Source organism: Allobosea sp. BE125, assembly GCF_031456075.1.
Lineage (GTDB): Bacteria > Pseudomonadota > Alphaproteobacteria > Rhizobiales > Beijerinckiaceae > Allobosea.
Window position 1 is genome coordinate 294954 of the sequence record NZ_JAVDTY010000002.1, and the last position, 18212, is coordinate 313165.

At 63.1% G+C, this 18212-nt stretch carries 16 protein-coding genes; 10 read left to right on the plus strand and 6 right to left on the minus strand.

The genetic code is table 11. The features are described from left to right. Nucleotides 1-577: 577 nt before the first annotated feature. Nucleotides 578-3115, plus strand: coding sequence for a methyl-accepting chemotaxis protein (locus tag J2Y55_RS06730; RefSeq protein ID WP_310149576.1), 2538 nt, complete (start codon nucleotides 578-580; stop codon nucleotides 3113-3115). Between the two features lie 407 nt (nucleotides 3116-3522). On the opposite strand, the gene J2Y55_RS06735 is transcribed toward J2Y55_RS06730, so the two are convergent. The 6 genes from J2Y55_RS06735 to J2Y55_RS06760 form a co-directional block, all read right to left on the minus strand. Continuing rightward, nucleotides 3523-4206 carry a helix-turn-helix domain-containing protein gene (locus J2Y55_RS06735; RefSeq protein ID WP_310149580.1) on the minus strand — a complete coding sequence of 228 codons (684 nt, stop codon included), beginning with the start codon at nucleotides 4204-4206 and terminating at the stop codon, nucleotides 3523-3525. Nucleotides 4207-4281: 75 nt separating this feature from the next. After that, nucleotides 4282-4680 carry a response regulator transcription factor gene (locus tag J2Y55_RS06740; protein WP_310149583.1) on the minus strand — a complete coding sequence of 133 codons (399 nt, stop codon included), beginning with the start codon at nucleotides 4678-4680 and terminating at the stop codon, nucleotides 4282-4284. A 97-nt stretch (nucleotides 4681-4777) separates the two neighbouring features. Continuing rightward, nucleotides 4778-5410 (minus strand): response regulator FixJ, encoded by a 633-nt coding sequence (gene fixJ, locus J2Y55_RS06745; protein ID WP_310149586.1) that lies wholly within the window; start codon nucleotides 5408-5410, stop codon nucleotides 4778-4780. Next, nucleotides 5400-6941: a PAS domain-containing sensor histidine kinase gene (locus J2Y55_RS06750; RefSeq protein ID WP_310149590.1), complete on the minus strand. Its 1542-nt coding sequence runs from the start codon at nucleotides 6939-6941 to the stop codon at nucleotides 5400-5402. Before J2Y55_RS06750 ends, fixJ begins: the two co-directional genes overlap by 11 nt. A 249-nt stretch (nucleotides 6942-7190) precedes the next feature. After that, the gene (gene hemN / locus J2Y55_RS06755) at nucleotides 7191-8540 is read right to left on the minus strand and encodes an oxygen-independent coproporphyrinogen III oxidase (protein ID WP_310149592.1); all 1350 of its coding nucleotides are present in this window, start codon (nucleotides 8538-8540) and stop codon (nucleotides 7191-7193) included. Between the two features lie 51 nt (nucleotides 8541-8591). Continuing rightward, a complete protein-coding gene (locus J2Y55_RS06760; protein ID WP_310149594.1) occupies nucleotides 8592-9071 on the minus strand; it encodes a hypothetical protein in 480 nt (159 codons plus the stop codon). 208 nt (nucleotides 9072-9279) lie between these two features. Here J2Y55_RS06760 and J2Y55_RS06765 point away from each other — a divergent pair, with 208 nt between their 5' ends. The 9 genes from J2Y55_RS06765 to ccoS all read left to right on the plus strand — a co-directional run bounded on the left by J2Y55_RS06765 (nucleotide 9280) and on the right by ccoS (nucleotide 17982). Then, nucleotides 9280-9945, plus strand: a complete 666-nt coding sequence (locus J2Y55_RS06765) for a cyclic nucleotide-binding domain-containing protein (RefSeq protein WP_310149597.1) — start codon at nucleotides 9280-9282, stop codon at nucleotides 9943-9945. A gap of 188 nt (nucleotides 9946-10133) precedes the next feature. Continuing rightward, nucleotides 10134-11747: a cytochrome-c oxidase, cbb3-type subunit I gene (gene ccoN, locus J2Y55_RS06770; protein WP_310150663.1), complete on the plus strand. Its 1614-nt coding sequence runs from the start codon at nucleotides 10134-10136 to the stop codon at nucleotides 11745-11747. 11 nt (nucleotides 11748-11758) lie between these two features. Beyond that, complete coding sequence (gene ccoO, locus J2Y55_RS06775; protein WP_310149600.1) at nucleotides 11759-12529, plus strand: cytochrome-c oxidase, cbb3-type subunit II; 771 nt, start codon at nucleotides 11759-11761, stop codon at nucleotides 12527-12529. 11 nt (nucleotides 12530-12540) lie between these two features. Then, on the plus strand, nucleotides 12541-12696 hold the full coding sequence (locus J2Y55_RS06780; RefSeq protein WP_310149603.1) for a cbb3-type cytochrome oxidase subunit 3: 156 nt from the start codon (nucleotides 12541-12543) through the stop codon (nucleotides 12694-12696). Between the two features lie 3 nt (nucleotides 12697-12699). Next, nucleotides 12700-13587, plus strand: a complete 888-nt coding sequence (gene ccoP / locus J2Y55_RS06785; protein WP_310149606.1) for a cytochrome-c oxidase, cbb3-type subunit III — start codon at nucleotides 12700-12702, stop codon at nucleotides 13585-13587. Nucleotide 13588: 1 nt separating this feature from the next. After that, on the plus strand, nucleotides 13589-15025 hold the full coding sequence (gene ccoG / locus J2Y55_RS06790) for a cytochrome c oxidase accessory protein CcoG (protein WP_310149610.1): 1437 nt from the start codon (nucleotides 13589-13591) through the stop codon (nucleotides 15023-15025). Nucleotides 15026-15057: 32 nt separating this feature from the next. After that, on the plus strand, nucleotides 15058-15579 hold the full coding sequence (locus tag J2Y55_RS06795) for a FixH family protein (protein WP_310149612.1): 522 nt from the start codon (nucleotides 15058-15060) through the stop codon (nucleotides 15577-15579). Between the two features lie 4 nt (nucleotides 15580-15583). Further along, nucleotides 15584-17791 (plus strand): heavy metal translocating P-type ATPase, encoded by a 2208-nt coding sequence (locus tag J2Y55_RS06800; protein ID WP_310149615.1) that lies wholly within the window; start codon nucleotides 15584-15586, stop codon nucleotides 17789-17791. Continuing rightward, nucleotides 17788-17982 carry a cbb3-type cytochrome oxidase assembly protein CcoS gene (gene ccoS, locus J2Y55_RS06805; RefSeq protein ID WP_310149617.1) on the plus strand — a complete coding sequence of 65 codons (195 nt, stop codon included), beginning with the start codon at nucleotides 17788-17790 and terminating at the stop codon, nucleotides 17980-17982. Before J2Y55_RS06800 ends, ccoS begins: the two co-directional genes overlap by 4 nt. The last annotated feature ends 230 nt before the right edge of the window (nucleotides 17983-18212 follow it).

Here is an 18212-nt window from a genome sequence, read left to right on the forward strand (position 1 = left end):
GATCAACTAGAGTGACAGCTTGGTCAGGCGTTCCTCGTGGAAACAACCGGGTGGCACCAATCTCCTGAATCGCCTCGGCCACGCCGATCGAACGAAACGCATCAGCAACGGATTGCTCTTGCAAGATCAGCGTGTCGGCTTGCGCCTCCTGGCGCGTCTTCCGCCTCCTCGTCCTCTGTTCTACCCGACGACATGGTCCGGAAGGACCGGATGGCGGGATGAACCGCCCCGCCATCCTCCTCGCGGCCTGTATCGCCGTCATCGTCCGCCATTGTTTGCCGATTTGAGATCCAACGGCATTGTCGGCCGAGGCGTTGAAATATTGATCTAGATCAATACTCGATAAATGCGCGGAAACATCAATAGATAATTAATATATAAAAATATAAGTTCATTACGACTCAATTTTCTATGAGTTTAATGAGGATAAAATCTAAGTATTTAGTACAATTTCCGATACTTATTGATGTAATAAGAGATTATGTTGGCTTTATTGTGAAAACATACTTCGTGGTACTGAGAAAAACTTCCGCTGCGACGAAGGCAAAAACGCGTCCGTTCTACCTGGGAGACGATGATGGGTTTGTTCGAGAGCGCTCTGCGCAGCGCCAGCGCCAGTTTGTGCAAGGATGTGGTTCGCCAGGCCGTGACCAACGAGCAGCTTGACGGGATCGATCCGAAGCTGTTCCGATTTGCCGGGCGCAGCTCGCCGCTGGCGCTGGCCTTCATCTCTCCCAATGTCGATTTCGCCGAGGTTTCGCGCAGGCTGACGGCTTTGGCGGGGGGCACGCCGGTCATCGCCATGACGACGGCCGGCGAGCTCTGTTCGCAGCCGGATGGGCGCCTTTATCTGGAAACGCCGGGTGACTGGCGCACGATCGTGGTCCAGGTCTTTTCGCCGGCGCTGGTCGAACGGGCCGAGATCTTCGCGGTTCCGCTGCATTGCCAGGACATTCGCGGCAAATCCACGGTCGCGCTCGAACATGAAGCGCGCGTCGACAGGATCACGGCCGAATTGGCCGGCGTCACCCCGTCCTTTCGCCTGGATGCGCGCGACAGCTTCGCGCTGACCTTCATCGACGGGCTGTCGAAATCCGAGAACTACTTCATGGAGGCGGTTTATCGCGCCGCCAAATTCCCCTGCATGTTCACCGGCGGCTCGGCCGGCGGCAAGCTCGATTTCGTCAAGACCTGCCTGTATGACGGCGAGCGCATTCTCGAAGACCATGCCGTGATCGCCTTCGTGAAGCTCGCGCCCCGCCAGCGTTACGGCCTGTTCAAGAGCCAGAATTTCCGCCAGCTCGATCGCTCCTTCGTCGTCGTCGAGGCCGACGTCAATCAGCGCTCGGTGCAATCGGTCTTCGATGCCTCGACCGGCACGGTCCACGCCTTCATCGACGCTCTCTGCAAGAGCTTCGATTGCCGCCCCGACGGGCTCAAGGCCGCCTTGGCGAACAAGGCCTTCGGCATCGAGCTCGACGGGGAGATCTTCGTCCGCTCCGTCGCCAGCCTCGATTTCACCGATGGGAAGATCACCTTCTACTGCGATATCTCGGTCGGCGACCGGCTGGTGATGCTCGAGGAGACCGATTTCGTCGAGCAGACGCGCAAGGACATCGCCGCCTATCTGCAGGGCAAGCCGAAGCCGTCCGCCGTGCTGATGAATGATTGCATCCTGCGCCGGCTGTCGAATCCCGGCGCCCTGGCGGGAGCCCGGAACCTGTGGCCGGTTCCCGCCGCCGGCTTCTCGACCTTCGGCGAGCTGTTCGGGATCAACGTAAACCAGACGCTGTCGGCGATCGTGTTCTTTTCCGATGTCGGCGAGGATTACGAGGACCCGCTGATCGACAGCTTCCCGGTTCTGTACGCCAAATTCGCGAATTATTTCGGCCGCCGCAACCTGACGCGCATCGAGAGGGCCCGCATGCGCCAGGATCTGCAGCGGGCCTTTGGAGACGTCATCACTTCGGCGGTGGCTGGCGACTTCTCCAAGCGCGTCACCGTGCAGTTCGCCGATATCGAATTGAACAAGCTGGCCAACAATGTGAATACGCTGGTCGAGACCGTCGATCGCGGCCTCGGCGAAACCGGCGCGGTACTGGCGGCGCTGGCCGATGCCGATCTCACGCAAATGGTGACGGCGAGCTATCAGGGCCGCTTCGCCCAGCTGAAGGAGGCGATCAACGGAACCATCGAGCGCCTGTCGGAGACGCTCCATACCATCCAGGCGACGTCGAACGAGGTCACCTTGACCGCGCGCGAGATCACCGCCGGCGCCAACGACCTGTCCCAGCGCACCGAAGAGCAGGCCTCGAACCTCGAGGAAACCGCCGCGACGACCGAGGAACTCGCGGCTTCCGTGAAGGCCTCCGCGCAGGCGGCCCGCCAGGCGGCGCAGATGGCGGATCAGGCGAAGGAGGCGGCCGGCAGCGGCGCTGCCGTCGTCGGCGAGGCGGTCGATGCGATGGCGCGCATCGAGAGCGCCTCGCAGAAGATCTCCGCCATCATCCGGGTGATCGACGACATCGCTTTCCAGACCAATCTGCTGGCGCTGAATGCCGCGGTGGAAGCCGCGCGTGCGGGTGATGCCGGCAAGGGCTTTGCGGTGGTGGCAAGCGAAGTGCGCACGCTGGCGCAGCGCTCGGCCGCGGCGGCCAAGGACATCTCGGCGCTGATCTCATCCTCGAACGCGCAGGTCAGCGAGGGCGTGAAGCTGGTGCGTGCCGCCGGAACGGCCCTGACACAGATCAACGAGGCATCGTCGCGCGTGTCCGCGACCATCGGCGAGATCTCGACGGCCAGCGCCGAGCAGGCGCATGGCATCGAGGAGATGAGCCAGACCGTGGCGCATCTCGACGGCATGACCCAGCAGAACTCGTCGTTAGCCGAAGAAAGTGCCGCCTCCGCGACGGTCCTCACGGAAAGGATCACGGAACTGCGGGCGAGCCTTGCGCGCTTCAAGACGAGGAACAAGCCGCAGGACGTGGCATGTCACGATCCAGCCCGGCAAGCGACCCATCTCAGGGATGTCGCCAGGGTCATGTCGGATCGCGTTGCGCCGCCAGCCCTCAGGCAGACGAAGACGCGCGCGGCAGTGGGTTGGAGCGAATTCTAAGACTTGGCGCGATACACTGATCAGCGTCCCCGGCTCGTGATGTGTGTTTCGGCCTGCAAATTAGGCTCTGACGCAATCTCGCAGCAGCCTGGGATCCTATGGCTCGGATAAGTGTCCATAACGACTCGAGATGTGTGAAAGCGACCTCGCCTGCCTCTTGCTCGTAGCCCCGGCAAGAATGCACAAGGCCATCCAGCCGGTAACCGGGAGATACGTATCACCACCATCTGCCCCCTTCCCTTCTGTCGGGATTTTGGCGCTCGGCGGCACTGATTGGATCGCGCGCGGCGGCGCCGGCCAACTGGAGATATTGGGCTCCTCGCCGCACGCCGAATATTGCGCTTGGTCAGTTGGCTGCGCCTTGCTGGTCGCGTGTCGGGCCATCGACATCGACATCGACTTGGCTTTCATGAGTCCAGGCGCCTGAGCGCGGAGATGTTCTTCAGGATGATCGAGCGACGATGCGCGGGCAGCTCGATGTAGCGAGCTCGCTCCAATTGCGTCAGCGAGCGTGAGACCGTCTCAATCGTCAGGCCGAGATGGTCCGCGATATCGATGCGCGACATCGGCAAGTCGACACGCCCAAGTCCCGAGAGCCGATCCGAGATGCCGAGGAGGAAGGTCGCCAGTTTTTCGACGGCGCTCTTGCGCCCCAGGAGCATGATATGAGCCTGCGCGCGCTCCAATGACTGCAGCATCGCCCCCATAACCTGTTGGATGAAGTCAGGATCATCAGTTGCAAGTTCGGCCAGCTGCTGATTGCGATACTGCAACAGGACTACGGGCTCGACGGCATCAGCGCTCATGCTCCGCACCTCGCCTGCTTCAATCCCGAAGATGTCCCCAGGCACGTGGAAGGCGTCGATCTGGCGGCGACCATCGCTGAGGACGCGGTAAGTTCGGACGGTCCCCGCCATGACGCGATAATAGGACTGCGCTTGGTCCCCCTGGGTAAAGATGCCCGCTTCCTTCGCGAAGCTGCGCCGAGCCTCGTTGTGCACCGATGCAGGGCGGGCGTCGGATTGCAGCGTAGCGCCTCGAGCCATCCACGCCGGAAATTGCATGACATGGGGTGCGGAAATTGTTTGCATGGCGCCCTCTGCAGATGGTTGTGACTTGCAGAAGGGCTACCGTTTCGCGCTTTCCGGCGAAATTCAGATGCTGTCCTAAGGGATAGTCCTGAGGGCCGGTTGCTTGGAGGCAAGGGCGGCGCGGATGGTCTCGACAAGAGAATCATCCTGCAGGGGTTTTTCGATCACGCGATTGAAGCCGGCCTTGCCCGCCTTTCGGCGAATGTGATCCGATATCCTGCCTGTCATCAGGATCGCAGGCAGCTCGACATGGCGATTGCGCAGATGCTCGACGAGCTCGATGCCGTTCATCCCGGGCATGTTGTAGTCAACAATCAGGCAGCCCCTAGTCGGCATATTCGGCTCGGCGAGAAGCTGAGCGCCGTCGCAATAGGCGCGCACCTGCAAGCCCTCGATCTCGAGAACGAATATCAGTGACTGCCGAACCGCATCGTCGTCGTCGACGACGATGACCGGCCCTGTGTCGGTTGACATCGTATGGCCCCAACCAATGCCATCGGACACAGGAAGTGCCAGATAGTCATGCCGGATTGGACCAGAAGCAGCGAGATTTCCAATTCAGGGAAACCCCTTATGGTCTTGCGGCAGTTTCGCCGCCATTTTCGACCAATAGGGCGAACCGCACCAATTCGGAGAGGCTGCCCGCGCGCATCTTCGTCATGACGTTGGCACGATAGATCTCGACCGTCCGTGGGCTGATGTCGAGTTCGAAGGCGATGACCTTGTTGGCCTTGCCCGCGACAAGCCGATCGAGAACCTGCTTCTCCCGTTCGGATAGGGATTTGAGCCGCCCCGCTATCTCGACCGATTGAGCTTGATGTTGCGTTTCGCGCTGGTGCCTATCGAGCCCTATGCGCACCGCCGTCAGCAACAGATCGTCATTGAAGGGCTTCTCGATGAAGTCGATGGCGCCCTGCTTCATCGCCTCGACCGCAAGTGGCACATCTGCGTGCCCCGTCATGACGATCACGGGCATTGTGAAGCCACGGGCTTTCAGCCGGCGCAGGAACTCGATCCCGTCGACGCCCGGCATCCGGACGTCGGTCAGGATACACCCGGTCAATCCATCTTCGACCGTGTCGAGAAACGCGGAGGCCGATTGATGAAGCCTGACGGGCAGTCCATCCGACGCCAGAAGGAAAGACAGGGATTGCCGTACGGCCAGATCGTCATCGACGACATGGACGATCGCTTCATTTCCCATCGGCCATTTCCTCGGGATCTACAGATCGCAGGGTGAAGCTGAATGTCGTGCCAGTGCCTGGAATGGATGCGACCCAGATGCGGCCACCATGCGACTCGACAATGGTCCGGCAGATCGAGAGGCCAACACCCATACCCTGCTTCTTTGTCGTCACGAAGGGCTGAAACAGCTGGTCGGCGATATCGGGGGAAATGCCGGGTCCGGTATCGGATACGGAAACCTCGACGAGCTTCTCCGAAAGATCGGCTCGTGTTGCGACAACGAGTTCTCGGCGCGGTCGGTCCTGCATCGCTTCAATAGCATTGCGGATCAGATTCAGGAGAACCTGTTGGATCTGGATTCGATCGACGAGCACGAGGGGCGCGTTCTGGTCGAAGCGATATATGATCCGAACACCCTTCTCCTTGGCCCCCACCAGGGCGAGTGCGCTGGCTTCCTCGATCAGCTTGGGAAGCGCCTCGACATGCCGCTCGCTTTCGCCCCGCGCCACGAACTCCCGCAAGTGCCGGATGATGTGACCGGCCCGAAGAGCCTGATCGGCAGCCTGGTTGACGCCATCGCGCAGGAGCGCAACCTGGTCTCCCTCCATGCGCTGCAAAATGCGATGGCACCCCTTCAGGTAGTTTGCGATCGCGGTGAGCGGCTGGTTGATCTCGTGGGCGAGCGTCGATGCCATCTCTCCAAGCGCCGTGAAACGGGACACATGAACGAGTTCGGCCTGAAGCTCCTGGAGGCGCGTCTCAGTCTGCTGCCGTTCCGTCAGATCCCGAATGAACCCGGTGAAGTAGCGGCTGCCGCCTGAGTGCATTTCGCCGACCGACAACTCCATCGGAAAGGTCGAACCGTCCTTGCGCTGGCCGACGACGACGCGGCCTGTACCGATGATCCTGCGTTCGCCTGTGGTCAGATAGCGATGCAGGTACCCATCATGCTGCTCACGATAAGGTCCCGGCATCAAAATCTTGATGTTCTTCCCCACGACCTCTGCCGGCTCGTAACTGAACTGGCGAACCGCTGCCGTGCTGAAGGACTGGATTGTGCCCTGTTCGTCGATGACGATCATGGCGTCAGGAATGGTCTCCAGAATGGAGCGCAGATGCGCTTCTCGCGCTTTGAGCCTGCCCTCGGCAGCCATCTGCTCAGTGATGTCACGCATCACCTTGGCGAAGCCGTAGATGGCGCCAGAGCGGTCGCGCAAGGGCGTGATGGTCACATGCGCGGGAAAGTGCGATCCGTCCTTGCGGACACGCAGGCCATATTCCTCGGTCCGCCCGGATTGCCTCGCCTGTCCGAGCTCGGCCTCCGGCTTGCCTGCCAAGATATCATCAGGCGTAAAAAAGGCCGAGAAATGCCGGCCAAGCATTTCATTTTCGCGCCACCCGCTGATGTGCTCCGCACCCGCGTTCCAGCTCGCAACCAGGCCATCCGCATCGATCATGAGCAAACCGATATCGGAGACCGCCTCTACCAGAAGCTTTGCGGAAGAAGTGAGCGTCTGAGCCTCGGATCCCGCCTCGGTATCGCTGGCCAAACAAGTCTCCAATGCCCGGAGGAAAACTGTGTCCGACTAAACCCGGATGCCCGAGTGGAATCCGTCAGGCGGCATCCGTCAAGCGTTGACCCTTCTCCGGCAAGATCGCAAGCTCGGTAAGCGGACAAAGCGCATTCCGTTTCCCGGCACAGCTGTGAGTTCCTCGACGCAGATGGCTTCGGCGTCAGCGAAATAGCGGACTTTCACCGGCGAATCCGGCGTGAGCTGAACTTGCGCCCATAACAACCTCTAGACTGCCGGCGAATGCCGGGACAGCTGAGCGACGAAGCGTTGATCGAACGCCGTGCTGATCACCCTGACGAGATCTTGGGCTGCAGGGGCAACATTGATCCTGGCGCCGTCCCGTATTGCAAGGCCATCCCGGACCATCGGCTGTAGCCGCCCCAAATCATCATCGAGTTCGCCGATCTCGAAGCCATGCTGCCGGCAAAGAGCCGCGAGATCGACGCTGAAGTCACATGTCAGCCGCTCGATGATGCCAGCACGCAAATTGTCCTGCGGCGTAAGCGGGACACCGCGTGCCGTTGCAAGACCGTTGCTCGACAGGGCCGAACGGTAAGGCGCAACGGTCGCGGCATTCTGCGCATAGCCTTGAGGCAGCCGCGAAATCGCAGAGCTGCCGAGGCCGATGAGAGCCTTTGCGCCATCTGTCGTGTAGCCCTGGAAATTGCGCCTGAGCTCGCCTGCTCGCGCGCTCAGGCAGAGGGCATCGTCCGGCTTGGCGAAGTGATCGAGCCCGAGTCGGACATAGCCCGCCGCGAGGATGCGAGCCGCGGCGGCCTCGAACTGAGCCGCGCGTTCCTCACTACCGGGCAATGCGGCTTCCGGCAGCAGGGCCTGATGCCGCTTCATCCACGGCACATGGGCGTAGCCGAACAGCGCGATTCGGTCGGGATCGAGCGACAGGGCCTGATGCACCGTGCTCAGCACATTCGCGACGTTCTGATGCGGAAGGCCGTACATCAGGTCGAGATTGAGCCCCTCGACGCCGGCAAAACGGAACCACTCCGCGACACGCGACGTCAGCTCGAAGGATTGCCGTCGCCGGATCGTCTTCTGCACAAGCGGATCGAAACTCTGCACGCCGAGGCTGACGCGGTTGATCCCTGCCTCGACCAGCGTAGCCGCATGGGCCGGCGATATCGTGCGCGGATCGACCTCGATTGCGAGTTCGGCATCAGCCTCGATGTCAAAGTTCGCACGGATCGCCGCCATCAGCCGCCGAAAGTCGGACATGTCGAGGATCGTGGGCGTGCCGCCGCCGAAATGAAGATGGCTGAGCCGCTTTCGCCCCGGCAGGGCTTTGCCGACCAGTTCCAGCTCGCGCAACAGCAGATCGACATAAGCCAGGACAGGGGCTGGGCTGCGCGTCACCGTAGTCTGGCAGCCGCAATAGAGGCAAAGCTCGGCGCAGAACGGCACATGGACATAGACCGAGACCGGTTCGTCGCCGTCGAGTTCGGAGAGCCAACGCCGGTAGAGCGCGGCATCGACCCCACCGGTGAAATGCGGCGCGGTCGGATAGCTGGTGTAGCGCGGCACCTGCCGCGCGGCATAGGAAGAGGCTTGGCTGGTCATTGCGGCACTCTGCGCATGCCAGCCGGAGCGCGCCTTGATGTGCAGCAAATCTCAGAACTTACCCTGCGTCATCATCGATGCCCGCGCCTGACCGCGCATCTGGACACGGTCGACGGCAAAGCCGCGCTGTTCGAGGGCATGCTGGTCCTGGCTCCAGATATCGGAGGGCTGCATGTCGATAGAGATCGACGGCAGACCCAGCTCCGCAGCCAGATCATGGGCGAAGCTGACGAGCGATTTGACCAGCACGGTGCCTGGCAAGCGCAGCAAAGCGAGTTCCGTCACCTGCAGCGTGGCGTCCCGCCCCAGCGCCTGGACAACGCGAAAGGCGAAGAGAGCGTGGATGCAGCCCCTGCGATCACGCAAGCCGACTATGCCGTCATCCTTACGCCCGGCTCTCATCGCCCCGCGCAGGAACCGCTTCCAATCGTCGAAATCTACTTTCGGATGCGACATCGCAACGAGGCTATAGGCGCTGCGCGCCTGGGCCGGAGTGACCCGGACCGCCTCGAAGATGTCCTGGTCAACCACCGCACTGCTCCCGAGCAATCTGGTGCAGACTGGCTGCCCGGCAGTGCGCCCCGCATTGATCTAGATCAAAACCGCGCGCCCATGGATCGCTTACGCTTCTGCCGATAGTCGAACCGTAGTAATACTCATGCGTGGTCTCGGGGGATACGCAATCGTGGATTGTCAGCCATCTGCCTGCAGTGCCGCGCCTCACGTCGAGAGCGGTTGCATGGCGTGCAAGGTTCGCCTTGTCAGCGTGTGCGCGTCACTGTCGGTCGACGAACTGGAGCTGCTCGACGCGCTGGCTCACGAAACCGTCTTTCCCGCCAGGGAAACGCTGTTCACGCAGGGACAGCCGGCGCATTCCGTCTACAACATCACAGCCGGCGTGGTGCGGCTTTACAAGCTGCTGCCGGACGGCCGCCGTCAGATCGTCGGTTTTGCTTTGCCGGGCGATTTCCTCGGACTTGCCATGCGCGATGCCTTCGGTTTTTCGGCCGACGCGATCGACACCGTCACGGCTTGCGCCTTCTCGCGTTCGGCCTATTCGGCACTGGTCGATGAGAAGCCCCATCTGCTGCGGCGCCTGCACCAATTCGCGACGCATGAGCTGACCCTTGCGCAGGAGCAGATGATGCTGCTCGGACGCCGCACCGCCGAAGAGAAGCTGATCTGCTTCCTGCTCGCCATGCAGGAGCGCTGGGCCAAGCTTGGAAAACCCTCGGTGACTGTGCCCCTGCCGATGAGCCGCCAGGACATCGCCGATTTCCTGGGCCTGACGATCGAAACCGTGAGCCGGACCTTCACCAAGCTCGCCAAGGACAAGACGATCCTGATCGTGCCCGATGGCGTGCGGCTGATGAACCTCGATCACATGGCCCACGTCGCCGCTTGAGTCTCGCCCGCGGCACACGGCCTTCCCTCCTCCTCGCTTGACTTGGATCAACGTTCGCTCGCCGCAACCCGGCTAAGCCTCCCACCGAACAGCGCAGAGATGCGCTGACCATGACATGGGGGCAGTGTATGTCAGCGACGGAACACTCGATCAGGCGCGCGACGACCGGTGAAATCGCCGGCATGCTGATGGCCGCTGCCGCCGTCATGCCCTTCCTGATGGTCGCGGCGCTGACCGACCATAGCGGTTATGCCTTCCACGCCACATTGGCGATGTTCGCGTCGTTGGCCTCGGTCTTCCTGATCGGCAATCGCTGCTTCCGGCCAGGCCAGGTGCCCGCGCCACAGGAGATAGACGGCAAGCCGAACTACAATATGGGTCCGGTGAAGTTCGCTACCGTGGCCTCGATGTTCTGGGGCATCGCCGGCTTTACGGTCGGCCTGATCATTGCGTTGCAGCTCGCCTTCCCGGCGCTGAACCTCGACTTGGCATGGACAAGCTTCGGCCGCCTGCGCCCCCTGCACACCTCGGCCGTGATCTTCGCCTTCGGCGGCAATGTCCTGATCGCGACCTCGTTCTACGTTGTACAGCGCACGTCGCGCGCTCGGCTCGCCGGCGATCTTTCGCCCTGGTTCGTGGTGCTCGGCTATAACTTCTTCATCGTCATCGCAGGCACCGGCTATCTGCTCGGCATCACCCAGGGCAAGGAATACGCCGAGCCGGAATGGTATGCCGATCTCTGGCTGACCATCGTCTGGGTCACCTATCTCCTGGTCTTCCTGATGACGCTCGCCAAGCGCAAGGAGCCGCACATCTATGTCGCCAACTGGTTCTATCTTGCCTTCATCCTGACGATCGCCGTCCTGCATCTCGGCAACAATCTCGCCTTGCCGGTCTCGGTGCTCTCGCCGAAGTCCTACATCGTCTGGTCGGGCGTGCAGGATGCTATGTTCCAGTGGTGGTACGGCCACAACGCGGTCGGTTTCTTCCTCACCGCCGGCTTCCTGGCAATCATGTATTACTTCGTGCCCAAGCGCGCGAACCGGCCGGTCTACAGCTACCGGCTCTCGATCATCCATTTCTGGGCGCTGATCTTCCTCTATATCTGGGCTGGCCCTCACCATCTGCACTACACCGCCCTGCCCGACTGGGCACAGACGCTGGGCATGACCTTCTCGATCATGCTCTGGATGCCCTCCTGGGGCGGCATGATCAACGGGCTGATGACGCTGTCTGGCGCCTGGGACAAGCTGCGCACCGACCCCGTGCTGCGGATGATGGTGGTCTCGCTCGCCTTCTACGGCATGTCGACCTTCGAGGGGCCGCTGATGTCGATCAAGGCGGTGAACTCACTCTCGCACTACACCGACTGGACCATCGGCCACGTCCATTCCGGTGCGCTCGGCTGGGTCGCCTACATTTCCTTCGGCGCAGTCTACTGCCTCGTTCCCTGGTTGTGGAACCGGCGTGAACTCTACTCGCTCAGGCTGGTCAACTGGCACTTCTGGATCTCGACGCTCGGCATCGTCTTCTACATCTCGGCGATGTGGGTCTCGGGCATCCTCCAGGGCCTGATGTGGCGCGCCTACACCTCGCTCGGCTTCCTCGAATACTCCTTCATCGAGACGGTCGAGGCGATGCATCCCTTCTACGTCATCCGCGCGCTCGGTGGCGCACTCTTCCTGGCGGGGGCGCTGATCATGGTCTTCAACCTCTGGATGACGGTGAAGAGCGAGACGGTTGACGCCCCGCAGGCCGACTACGACCGCGGCCTCGTCCCCCAACTCGCCCCCGCCCAGTGAGGACAGCAGCCATGTCGAGCATTGACGCCCGCGCGCCCCTGCCGCGCCAGTCCCGCTGGTCGAAGCACAAGATCTTCGAGACGAACTCGATCGTCCTGATCATCGGCGTGCTGCTGGTGATCTCGATCGGCGGTCTCGTCGAGATCGCACCGCTGTTCTACCTCAAGAATACCATCGAGAAGGTCGAGGGCATGCGGCCCTACACGCCGCTCGAGCTCGCCGGTCGCGCGATCTATGTGCGCGAGGGCTGCTATCTCTGCCACAGCCAGATGATCCGGCCGCTGCGCGACGAGATCGAGCGCTACGGGCACTACTCGCTCGCCGCCGAGAGCATGTATGACAAGCCCTTCCAATGGGGCTCCAAGCGTACCGGGCCGGACCTCGCCCGCGTCGGTGGCAAGTATTCCGACGAATGGCATGCCGGCCACCTTGCCGATCCCCGTTCGCTGGTGCCGCAGTCGATCATGCCGGGCTATCCGTTCCTGGCCAGGACCGAACTGGCCTTTGCCGACATCGCTGCCGAACTGCGCGCCAATCGCGGCGGCGGTGTGCCCTATACCGACGAGATGATCGCCCAGGCGATGACCGACCTGAAGGCGCAGGCGACACCGGACCATCCCGGGCAAAGCGCGCTCGAGGCCCGTTATCCCAAGGTCCAGGCCCGCGATTTCGACGGCAATCCGGCCCGCATCAGCGAGGCCGACGCCCTGATCGCCTACCTCCAGGTGCTCGGCACGCTCGTCGACTTCAAGCTCTACGACGACAAAGCCAACATTCGCTGATCGAGGGCATCATGGACACGACCTATCAATGGCTCGCGAACTTCGCCCAATCGGCCGGGCTGCTCTACTTCGTCAGCATCTTCATCGGTGTCTGCGCCTACGCTCTCTGGCCCAAGAACCGGGCCCGCTTCGAGCAGGCGGCGTTCACCCCGCTGCGGGAGGACTGAGCGATGGATCAGGCTCACAAGGGCGACCACGAGGTCGATCACGTCACTGGCACCGCGACGACCGGGCATGAATGGGATGGCATCCGCGAACTCAACACGCCGCTGCCGCGCTGGTGGCTCAACATCTTCTACGCCACCATCATCTGGTCATTCGGTTACTGGGTCGTCTATCCCGCCTGGCCGCTGATCAGCACGACGACCAAGGGCGTCATCGGCTATGCGACGCGACTGGATGTCGAGACCGACCTGTCCGCTTTGCGGGCGTTTCGCGCCACCCAGACGCAGGGGCTCGCCGAGGCCTCCCTGGAGCAGATCAAGGCCGATCCTGCGCTGTTTCGCATCGCCATGGCTCAGGGCAAGGCCGCCTTCGGCGACAATTGCGCGGCCTGCCACGGCGTCGGCGGAGCGGGTTCGAAGGGCTATCCCAACCTGAACGACGATGACTGGCTCTGGGGCGGCTCGCTCGCCGCGATCCAGACGACGTTGCAGCACGGCATTCGCGTCGCGACCGACAACGAGACACGCGTCAGCCCGATGCCGGCCTTCGGCCGCGACGGTGTGCTCAAGCGCGACGAGATCAACGCGGTCGCCAACCATGTCCGCATGCTGGCGGGCCTGCCGACGCAGCCGAAGGCCGATCTCGCCAAGGGCCGGACGATCTTCGAGCAGAACTGTGCCGCCTGCCATGGTCCCGCCGGCAAGGGCAACCAGGAACTCGGCGCACCGAATCTGACCGATGCGATCACGCTCTATGGCATGGACATGGCCTCGCTGACCGAGACCATCACCAACAGCCGCGGCGGCGTGATGCCGGCCTGGGGCGCGCGGCTCGACGCCACGACGATCAAGGCGCTGACGGTCTATGTCCACTCGCTCGGCGGAGGGCAGTGAGATGAATATCGCCGAGGCCGATGGGCTGCCGCTTTTCGCAGCCTCGAAGAAGGTCTACCCGCAAAGCGTGTCGGGCCCGTTCCGCCGCGCCAAGTGGACGATCCTCATCCTCTGCCTCGGCGTCTACTACCTCCTGCCCTTCCTGCGCTGGGATCGCGGGCCGAACCTGCCTAACCAGGCCGTCCTGGCCGACATCGCCCATAACCGCTTCTACTTCTTCTTCATCGAGATCTGGCCGCAGGAGGTCTACTACTTCACCGGCCTGCTGATCCTGGCAGCCTTCATCCTGTTCCTGATGAATGCCGTCGCGGGCCGGCTATGGTGTGGCTATCTCTGCCCGCAGACGGTCTGGACTGACCTTTTCCTCGCCGTCGAACGCGCCTTCGAGGGGGACCGGCGCGAGCGCATGAAGCGCGACGAAGCGCCCTGGACCGCCGGGACGCTGCTGCGCAAGACAGGCAAGCATGCCGTCTGGCTCACGATCGCCTGGTGGACCGGTGGTGCATGGGTGCTCTATTTCGCCGACGCACCGACGCTCGTGCAGCAGCTCGCAACCTTTACGGCGCCACTGGCTGCCTATGTCTCGATCGCGATCCTGACCTTCACGACCTATGCCCTCGCCGGCATCATGCGCGAGCAGGTCTGCAACTTCATGTGTCCCTGGCCGCGCATCCAGGCGGCCCTGACCGACGATGACGCGCTCAACGTCACCTATCGATACGACCGCGGCGAACCGCGCGTCTCGGTGAAACAGGCACAGCGGCTGCGGGATCAGGGCGCGCCGGCTGGCGACTGCATCGACTGCCATCAATGCGTCGCCGTCTGCCCCACGGGAATCGACATCCGTGACGGTGCTCAGATCGACTGCATCCAGTGCGGCCTGTGCATCGACGCCTGCGACAATGTGATGGCGAAGATCGGCCGACCCAATCGCCTCATCGGCTATGACACCGAGGCCAACGTCCAGCGCAGATTGGCCGGCGAGAAGACCGTCTATCGCCCGATACGGGCGCGAACGCTGATCTATGCCGCGCTGATTGTGCTGGTCGGCGGCACGATGCTCTATCAGCTTGCGACCCGGCGCACCGCCGAGATTTCCGTTCTGCACGACCGAGCTCCTCTCTTCGTCAAGCTCAGCGATGGTTCGATCCGCAACGCCTACGCCCTGCGCCTGCTCAACAAGCGTCCGGAGGCGCGCCCCTTTGCCCTGACGGTCGCCGGTATTCCCGGCATCCGAATCGAGGCCGTCGGCGCGCAGGCGACGGCCGATCTGCGCCCGATCATGACAGTCGAGGCCGATACGTCGCGCGAGATCCGGGTGCTCGTCACGGTGCCGCCCGATACTCATCTCGACGCCTCCCAGAGCATCACCTTCACGGCCTCGGACCTGTTCGCCGGCGAGATCGTGCGGGCCCAGGATCACTTCATCGCACCTTAGGGGACGCCATGTCCTGTTGCGGAGCTTTCGCCATGCCGATCGACTTGCCAGCCCAGCCGGCACCACAACGCCGCCCCTTCGAGCTCAGCGGCCGCATGGTGCTGTTCGCGATGGTCGCCTTCTTCGGCGTTGTCGCAGGCGTCAACGCGATCATGATGACGGCCGCGATCCGAACCATGCCCGGCGTCGACGTCAAGAGCGCCTATGAGACCAGCCAGCGCTTCAATGGCGAGATCGCGCGCATGCACGCCCAGGCCGAGCGCGCCTGGCAGGCACAGGCGCAGATCACCCGCAACGGCGGCGGCGCGACAGTGACCCTGAATCTGCGCGACCATTCCGGCACGGCCCTCACCGGCTTGGCTGTCGAGGCAAAACTGCAGCATCCGGCTTCCCGCCAGGAGGACCGAGAGGCGCGCCTCGTCGAGACCGCGCCCGGCCTCTACTCGGCAACGATACCGGCGATCCATCGCGGCGCCTGGACACTCGCGGTCGAGGCCAGGCGTGACAACGAGGCTCTCTTCATCTCGCGCAGCCGCATCCAGTTGGCAGAGTAAGACCATGGCCACGCAACAGGATCTCTCCGTCTTCGTCCGCCATCACGACGGCATCGATGGCATGGAGCTGGCTGTCGACGGCATCCGCTGCGCCGGCTGCATGCATGCGATCGAGAAGGGGCTGAAGCGGGACTCAGGGATCCTCAGTGCGCGCGTCAATCTCGCGCTGAAGCGCGTCACGGTCGAATGGTGCGAGGGCGTGCTGCGGCCCGAGGCGGTGATCGAGCGGCTCGCGCGCCTCGGCTTCAAGGCCTACCCCTTCCTGCCCTCCGAGCAGCAGGACAGCGTTACACGCGAGGAGGCGCGGCTGCTGCGCTATCTCGGCGTCGCCGGCTTCGCCGCCATGAACATCATGCTGCTCTCTGTCTCGGTCTGGTCCGGCAATGCCAGCGACATCAATCCGGTGACGCGTGATCTCTTCCATTGGCTCTCGGCCTTGATCGCATTGCCGACCGCGGCCTATGCCGGCCGCCCCTTCTTTGAGAGCGCGTTGCGGGCGCTGAAGGCGGGCGCGGTCAACATGGACGTGCCGATCACGCTCGGCGTCGTGCTCGCGCTCGGCATGTCGGTGGTCGAGACCTGGAATCACGCCGAGCACGCCTATTTCGACGGCGCGGTGATGCTGCTCTTCTTCCTGCTGATCGGGCGCTATCTCGACCAGTTGATGCGTCGCCGCACGCGCGACCTCGCTGGCAATCTCGCTGCCCTCAAGGCTGAGACGGCAACCCGCTTCGCGCGCGACGGCACGACCATCGTGGTTCCGATCGCGGCGGTCTCGCCCGGCGATCTCATTCTGGTCCAGCCGGGAGAGTGCGTCGCCATCGACGGCCTCGTCGAGACCGGCCAGTCCGAGATCGACCAGAGCCTGGTCACTGGCGAGACGATGCCGATGCTGGTTGCGCCGGGTGGACGCGTCCATGCCGGCACGACGAACCTCTCCGGCGCCTTGACCGTGCGCGTCGAGGCGGCAGGCAGCGGCACATTGCTCGACGAGATCGACCGGCTGATGGCCCAGGCCGTCGAAAGCCGCTCGCGCTATGTTCATCTATCCGACCGCGCGGCCCGGCTCTACGCGCCGCTGGTGCATGCCACCGCTCTCGCCACACTTCTCGGCTGGATGGCCTTCGGCCTGCCCTGGCAGCAGGCATTGATCATCGCCATCACCGTGCTGATCATCACTTGCCCCTGCGCGCTCGGGCTCGCGATTCCTGCCGTCCAGGTCGTCGCGGCCTCGGCGCTGTTCCGTGGCAAGGTCATGCTGAAGGAGGGGGATGCGCTTGAGAGGTTGGCCGAAGCCGACATGGTCGTCTTCGACAAGACCGGCACGCTGACCTTGCCCGAACCCGAACTGCTCAATGCAGACAGCCTCGATGTGGACATCGTGCGGCAGGCAGCGGCGCTGGCGGCGGCGAGCCGCCACCCGTTGGCGCAAGCGATCAGCCGCGCCGCAGGCAATCCCGCGCCCGTTCGCGCGGCGCATGAACATCAGGGGCTCGGCCTTGTCGCCATGGTCGATGGCAGCGAGATGCGCCTGGGCAGCGTCTCCTTCTGCGAGGCGCAGGCAGAGGCGGAGCTTGTCGCGGCGGCCTTCCCCACCGCCTCGCTGATCGCGTGGCGCCATGGCGATGCCTGCGCAGTCTTCGCGATTGGTCAGCGCCTGCGCCCGGACGCTCACGCCTGCATTGCAGCGCTGCGCCAGCTCGGGCTTGGCGTGATGATCCTGTCGGGCGACCGGGAGGCTGCCGTCGCCTCCGTCGCGCAGGAGCTTGGCATCGCGACATACCGCGCCGCCATGCGCCCGGACGAGAAGCTCCTCGCGCTCGCCGATCTCGCGGCCGGAGGCTGCAAGATCCTGATGGTCGGAGATGGCCTCAACGACGCCCCAGCGCTGGCGAAAGCGCATGTCTCGATCTCACCTGTCAGCGCGGCGCATCTGGCGCAGGCCGCCGCCGACATCGTCTTCCTCGGCGACAGCCTGGCTCCCGTCGCCGCCAGCATCCTCATCGCCCGCAAAGCGCGCCGGCTGATGATACAAAACCTCTGGTTCGCCGTGCTCTACAATGCAGTCGCGGTTCCAATCGCAATCGCGGGCCTCGCGACGCCGCTGGTCGCGGCCGCGGCGATGTCAGGTTCCTCGCTGATCGTCACGCTCAACGCCCTGCGCGCCGGACGCAGAGCAGCATCCGCGGCGACGGAGAGGACAGCCTCATGAACATTCTCGTCATTCTGTTTCCCCTTGCGCTGGGGCTCGGCCTTGCAGGCCTGGCAGGCTTTTTCTGGTGCATGCGCACGGGCCAGTACAACGACCTGGAAGGATCGGGCTGGCGCGTCCTGCAGGACGACGATCTGGCCGATGATCAGTCGCCGCAAGCCAATACGATAAGACAACCGGAGCGAGCCTGAGGAAAAGCGAGGCGCCAGCCTGGCATCACAACCAACGGCAGCCCTTGACCGGCTCCCTGACTCGCACGCTCGGCGTGACCTGATCCTCGGGCGAGAGCGTTTTCGCGCGAAGTGGATACCGGTTCCCCCGCGGCAAACGCGAAGCGTTTGCGCGGAGAAAACGCGTTAGAACAAAGATCTAGAGCGATTGGACGATCCAACCGGATCGGAAACCGCTCTAGAAATTGCCC